6 protein-coding genes are annotated in these 4651 nt (G+C 62.9%); 3 read left to right on the top strand and 3 right to left on the bottom strand.

The features are described 5' to 3' along the window. Positions 1-298, top strand: a 298-nt coding sequence (locus ACESNG_RS21530; RefSeq protein ID WP_373070785.1) for a GIY-YIG nuclease family protein, incomplete at its 5' end; no start/stop codon positions are given. A gap of 253 nt (positions 299-551) precedes the next feature. Next, a complete protein-coding gene (locus tag ACESNG_RS21525; protein WP_373070783.1) occupies positions 552-1970 on the top strand; it encodes a stress response protein in 1419 nt (472 codons plus the stop codon). A gap of 278 nt (positions 1971-2248) precedes the next feature. Here the strand turns inward: ACESNG_RS21525 and ACESNG_RS21520 are convergent, their stop codons facing one another. Further along, positions 2249-2401, bottom strand: coding sequence for a hypothetical protein (locus ACESNG_RS21520; protein ID WP_373070781.1), 153 nt, complete (start codon positions 2399-2401; stop codon positions 2249-2251). 20 nt (positions 2402-2421) lie between these two features. Further along, positions 2422-3258, bottom strand: coding sequence for a hypothetical protein (locus tag ACESNG_RS21515; protein WP_373070779.1), 837 nt, complete (start codon positions 3256-3258; stop codon positions 2422-2424). 370 nt (positions 3259-3628) lie between these two features. On the opposite strand from ACESNG_RS21515, the gene ACESNG_RS21510 reads away from it, so the two are divergent. Continuing rightward, complete coding sequence (locus ACESNG_RS21510; protein ID WP_373070789.1) at positions 3629-4498, top strand: ISL3 family transposase; 870 nt, start codon at positions 3629-3631, stop codon at positions 4496-4498. On the opposite strand, the gene ACESNG_RS21505 is transcribed toward ACESNG_RS21510, so the two are convergent. Next, positions 4477-4651 (bottom strand): IS3 family transposase (locus tag ACESNG_RS21505; RefSeq protein ID WP_373070787.1); only part of this gene is annotated, 175 nt, incomplete at its 5' end. The genes ACESNG_RS21510 and ACESNG_RS21505 overlap by 22 nt on opposite strands.

Here is a 4651-nt window from a genome sequence, read left to right as displayed (position 1 = left end):
GACGCTCGGGGTGTTGCTGGCCGACGAACTCGGCCTCGAGCTTCGTCGAGTCGGCAGTGGCAAGCGGCGAACCTTCTCGATCGGTGAGCAGGCGCTGTCGGCGTGGATGGGAGCCCATGCCCGTGTGAGCTACATCGCTCACCTCGAGCCATGGCTGCTCGAGGAAGAACTGATCGCCAGCCTGGATCTGCCGCTGAACCTGGATCAGAACCGCCACCACCCGTTCCATGCCGAGTTGTCGCGTCACCGGTCTGAGGCGAAGGCTGAAGCTGGCTCGCTACCGATGCTGCAGCGATAGGACTTCAGGGGTGAAGAGTGTTCCGGCACACCGAAGCCCAGGAAACTCGAACGACTCTCCACGCCCGGCATCGTCCCTGTTGACCCACCGGGGAGCCGTCTCCGATGAGGATCCTCATCCGGACGATGTCGGCGAGGTAGCAACTCGGCCGTCGTTGCCGTCGCTCGGATCGTACGTGGCTCGTGGATCCGCCGACCGCAGTCCTGCGCTCCGTTACGGTGTCGTTCATCGAGTGGACGGAGGGAGCGCGAGCATGGCGGTAGATAAGAACGAAACCTGGACTCGTGCAAGATTGATCCCGGTGTCTGGGATCAGCTCGGAGAAAGAAGCCGAGACCCGGGCTGCGTCAGCGGTGCTGGCTGTGTTGTCGGTTGTCCGGGATCTGTCGGTGGCGTTGTTCTCGCCGATGGGTGCGTCCCGAGCGGCCAGGGCGATCGTTGAGACGTACACGGAGCCGCAGTTCGTTCTCGACGGCAAGAAGGTCCGGCCCGATGGTGTGGTGCGGATCTCCTACGGCAAGGTGACGTGGACTGCGCTCGTTGAGATCAAGACGGGTGACGGCCGGTTGGAAGCGGATCAGATCAACGCCTACTGGGAGATCGCCCGGCAACAGAACTTCGATGCCGTCCTCACCATCTCTAACGAGATCGCCGCTTCACCGGGCTCCCACCCGACCGAAGGACTGCGCGTCCGGGCGAACTCGAAGATTCAGGTGCATCACATCTCGTGGACGGCGTTGTTGTCGACGGCTGTCATGTTCAAGGTTCATCGTGGAGTTGACGACCCGGAGCAGGCTTGGCTCGTCGGCGAGTTGATCCGCTACTTGGAGCATTCAGCGTCGGGTGCGATGGCGTTCGACGACATGGGACCGAATTGGGTGCCGGTGCGTGACGGTGCCCGTGACGGGATCCTCCGCAAAACCGATGACGGGGTGCGAGACATCGCACTTCGCTGGGATCAGTTGCTGCGCTACGCAGCATTGCAACTCGGCGCTCAGATCGGCTCCGACGTCCAGCACGTCCTGTCCAAAGCGAACACCGAGCAGAAGGTTCGGACGGCTCACCTCGTCGACGCTCTCGTGGCGGGTGTTGCGTTAGATGGGGTGCTGCGGGTTCCGAACACGGTCGGCGATATCGAGATCTCAACGGACGTCAAGGCGCGCCGGATCACGGCGTGTGTGAACGTGCCCGCTCCGGATGATCGTGGGGCGAAGGCTCGATCCTCGTGGATCATCGCACAGTTGAAGGATGCTCCGGCCGGCCTAGTCATCGAGTCGTACGCCAAGAACGCTCGCACACCGGTCTCGGCGACGGTCGCCGCTGCTCGGGAGGATCGCGACGTGTTGTTGCCAGAGGACAAGCGAGATCCGGTGCGGTTCAGGCTTGTGTTGACGCAAGAGATGGGTCAGGGTCGCAAGACCACAGGGCGCAAGCCGGGGTTTATCGACTCGATCCTCAACCTGCTCGGGACGTTCTACGGATCGGTGGTGCAAAACGTGACGCCGTGGATACCGAAGGCACCGAAGATCTCCGCTCCGCCATCAATGGCAGCGAGTGTCGATGACGATCACGAGGACCGTGAGCCGATGGACAATCCGCCCCCTGTGGCCGACGAGGTCCGGCCGATTCCAATGCCTTCGGCTGTCGGCGATGGCCGGCCCTGGTCTCAATGACGATCCGCTGGCGGATGAAACTTCAGCGCGGCGGCAGCCTTCCGCCGATCGGGTGATTATGCAGTGGTCGGATGGGTCGAAGAAGCGACCGAAATACGCAGTACTACAGCGCGGACCGAAGCGTGGACAGGAGCGATTTGACTGGCACCGGAGCGGATGTCAACGGCGAACAGAATCTGCCCACAGATGGCCAACCGGACTGGGCCGATGGGCGAACACACTCGTGGTGGACGAATGCCCTCTGGCGGTGCGTGAACATCGACGAGCCGGTGTCACGTTTAGGTGACGCTGCCGACGGTGATCGAGACTTCGTCAGCAGACGTTGCGTCGGGGGCGGATGCGAGAATCACCGTCGTATGCGCCGTTCGGCGCTCGCTAAGCGCAGCCGGATCGACCTCGTTCTGCATCGCATGTTCTGCGTGCGCCGACATCGAAGTCTCGGCAGCAGAACTCACTCGTACAACGCTTGCCAAAGTTCTATGAATGGTTTCAACGCCGTCTCCGTGTCCCATCCGTAGTAGGCACCAAGCATCGACATCGCCGTTGTCCACCACCAAGCAACTCGGGATGCCATTCCATCGAGACTCGCATTGTCCTGCTCAAAACGGTATACACCACCCCCGGTGATGGACTTGTCGCCGTGGAGTCCGAACAACCCGCCGTGCGACGTTTCGGATAGTCGCTTGTATGGCGCCTTGGTGGGCAGATCACGCTGCGCTGCGTGGAGCGAATCGGAAACCACTTCGATCAGTTCAGCGAACGCCGTGTAGCTCGGCCAGGCTTGCTTTACCGTGACGCCTAGCCGGTCTGCGGCGGAGTTGGCCCGTGCAAGGACCTTGACCTGTTCGGATCGCGCGACGACGATGTCGGAGCCGAAAGGATCATTCAGATCCAGGTGCCTCACCCAGTCGTCAACCCACTCTCTCGCAATCAGGATCGAGCGGAAGTGGCGCAGCTCCCAGCTGTCGTCTTCCCGAGCCTTAGACGTGTTCGAGAATGCCGGTTCGCACAGCCACACCACTCGCCCCAAGTGCTCTTGGAGCGACCGGATGACTGGGAAGTGAGCGCGGGTGAGAGGCGAAGTTGCGGCGCTGCCGTACAGCTCAGCCACGCCCTTGAGCATCTCGACAGCGCCGCCCATCGTCAGGAGAGCGAACCATGATCCGGCTGGCCCAAGGCGGCTTTCGGGGTCGGGAAAGGTGTGCTGGTCGGCCCATGCGAGGCTGTTCTCAGTTGGAATCGAGCCATGCTGATCGGAAAGCGCGTGGAAGGAGTTTGCTCCAATCATCAGCCACTCGGCGAGAGCACCGCTTCGAGCTGGCCACTCAAGGGCGTCGACGGGCAGATGTCGCACGGCCTTGATGATCACACGTGGGGGCACCCTCGCCTAACGAAATCCGCGAACACTCGAACGCGGAGGCGCCGTTCTGCGCTCCTCGCCGGGCGGATTGTCGGCGGTTTTTGCGCCGGTTTTTTGCGCCGGTGCTATTTGCTCAGACTTGATCAGTTGGGTCGAGGTTACACGGTTCTCCGCGTCTGAGGGTTGGGTGATGGTTCGGGGTTGATCCCGCGCGCGCCACAGGGGCTCTGCAAGTCTCAGCGATGTCGAAGTCGTCGAGATTGCGAGGAGCCCCTGCTTGGAAACCGATGCTACGCGAATGTGCGCGCTGCTGGTCGGCTTGCCTGACGTGACCGTGATCGGAGTCGCCGACTGGCCGATGTGGTTACGGGTCGTGGTCGAGACGCCCGGCGAGCGACCCGGATGCGAGTGCGGTGGGGTCGTGCATCGTCACGGAATCCGCGAGGTCGAGTTCGTCGATCTGCCAGCGTTCGGACGCCCGACGAGGTTGTTGTGGCGCAAGCAACGCTGGCGCTGCACGAACTGTGGTCGTTGCTGGTGCGACGACAACGCAGAGGTCGCTACGGCCAGGTGCGCATTGACGACGCGGGCGGCGCGTTGGTCGACGTTGCATGTCGGTCGAAACGGACGCGCCGTCTCGGACGTTGCACGCGAACTCGGCTGCGGTTGGCACACCGTGATGGACGCCGTCGTCGCGATCGGCGAGCAGCTCGTTGACCATCCCGACCGGATCGGCGACGTGACCGCGCTCGGTCTCGACGAGACCCTGTTCGCGAAGCTCGGCAAGTACAGAACCCAGTCATGGTCGACGCAGATCGTCGACGTGCGCCGCGGGCAGCTTCTCGATGTCGTGCCCGGCAGGACTGCGCCGGAGCCATGTCGATGGCTCGCCGCGCGACCCGCCGAGTGGAGGGATCGGATCGAGTGGGCGACGCTCGATCTGTCGAACAGCTACCGCAGCGTGTTCGACACGATGCTCCCGTTGGCGGTCCAGGTCGCTGACCCGTTCCACGTCGTCAAGCTCGCCGGCACCGCGCTCGACGAGTGCCGACGACGCGTGCAGAACGAGACCTGTGGGCATCGCGGTCGCAAGGACGATCCGCTCTACCGGGTTCGGCGTCGACTTGAATCGGCCGGGGAATTGCGTCAGGTCAGGGTTGGTGTTTGAGCTGTCGCTTGTTGGTGGTGGCGATTGTAGTAGTTGGCTTCGTGCTCGGCGGGTGGGACGTGTCCGAGTTCGCCGTGCAGTCGTCGGTGGTTGAACCATTCGATGTAGGCGAGCGTCTCGAACTCGAGGTGCTCGGCGTTGCGCCAGGGACCG

It is taken from the genome of Gemmatimonas sp. (assembly GCF_041689975.1).
Taxonomy (GTDB): Bacteria; Gemmatimonadota; Gemmatimonadetes; order Gemmatimonadales; family Gemmatimonadaceae; genus Gemmatimonas.
Note: the sequence above shows the minus strand (reverse complement) of the source record. Positions and strands in the feature narration are given on the sequence as shown.

Bases quoted from the DNA above. Each gene is read 5' to 3' on its own strand.
- ACESNG_RS21525 (WP_373070783.1), top strand. From the start codon at position 552: ATGGCGGTAGATAAGAACGAAACCTGGACTCGTGCAAGATTGATCCCG.
- ACESNG_RS21520 (WP_373070781.1), bottom strand. From the start codon at position 2,401: ATGTCGGCGCACGCAGAACATGCGATGCAGAACGAGGTCGATCCGGCT.
- ACESNG_RS21515 (WP_373070779.1), bottom strand. From the start codon at position 3,258: ATGATTGGAGCAAACTCCTTCCACGCGCTTTCCGATCAGCATGGCTCG.
- ACESNG_RS21510 (WP_373070789.1), top strand. From the start codon at position 3,629: ATGTGCGCGCTGCTGGTCGGCTTGCCTGACGTGACCGTGATCGGAGTC.